General features: G+C 58.3%; 1 protein-coding gene. It reads right to left on the bottom strand.

All coding sequences use genetic code 11. The features are described 5' to 3' along the window. The coding region (locus F0249_RS20455) for a VCBS domain-containing protein (RefSeq protein ID WP_216599677.1) at positions 1-1,076 on the bottom strand (1,076 nt) is incomplete at both ends.

Genomic DNA, 1,076 nt, shown 5'->3' with positions numbered 1-1,076 from the left:
TCGGTGACGCTTTCACCTTCGTCTAAATATTGCACCGCGTTGTTGTCGACCGTGTAGGTCCAGTCGCCATCGGCGTCAATCACTAAGCTGCCGAGCGCCGCCGCATTGGTCGAGCCTGTTGGTGTGAACACCCCGTTCGGGTTGAACTCCGGATTGTCATTGGCGTCCACATCACTGATGGTCAAACTGCCTTCGCTGACCAAGGTGTCAGCCAGCGTGACGTCCACGTCTTCGGTGACGCTGCCTTCATCGCTGTCGCCTTCGCCCACGGTGATGTCGGACGGATCTTCCGCGCCATTAATGGTGATGGTGACCACATGCTCGGTCCCATCGGTGGCACTGACGGTGTAAATTTCGGTGACGGTCTCGCCCTCGTCCAGATACTGCACCGCGTTGTTGTCGACCGTGTAGGTCCAGTCGCCATCGGCGTCAATCACTAAACTGCCGAGCGCCGCCGCGTTGGTCGAGCCTGTCGGTGTGAACACTCCGTTCGGGTTGAACTCAGGGGTATCATTGGCGTCCACATCGCTGATGGTCAAGCTGCCTTCGCTGACTAAGGTGTCGGCTAATGTCACGTCCACGTCTTCAGTGACGCTGCCTTCATCGCTGTCGCCTTCGCCCACAGTGATGTCGGACGGATCTTCCGCGCCATTAATGGTGATGGTGACCACATGCTCGGTCCCATCGGTGGCACTGACGGTGTAGATCTCGGTGACGCTTTCACCTTCGTCTAAATATTGCACCGCGTTGTTGTCGACGGTGTAGGTCCAGTCGCCATCGGCGTCAATCACTAAGCTGCCGAGCGCCGCCGCATCGGTCGAGCCTGTCGGTGTGAACACCCCGTTCGGGTTGAATTCCGGATTGTCATTGGCGTCCACATCGCTGATGGTCAAGCTGCCTTCGCTGACCAAGGTGTCGGCCAGTGTCACGTCCACGTCTTCGGTCACGCTGCCTTCATCGCTGTCGCCTTCGCCCACAGTGATGTCAGACGGATCTTCCGCGCCGTTAATGGTGATGGTGACCACATGCTCGGTCCCATCGGTGGCACTGACGGTGTAAATTTCGGTGACGCTTTC

The organism is Vibrio sp. 03-59-1 (assembly GCF_013114135.1).
Taxonomy (GTDB): domain Bacteria; phylum Pseudomonadota; class Gammaproteobacteria; order Enterobacterales; family Vibrionaceae; genus Vibrio; species Vibrio cortegadensis.
The sequence above is the reverse complement of the archived record's forward strand: the minus strand, read 5'-3'. Positions and strand labels throughout refer to the sequence as shown.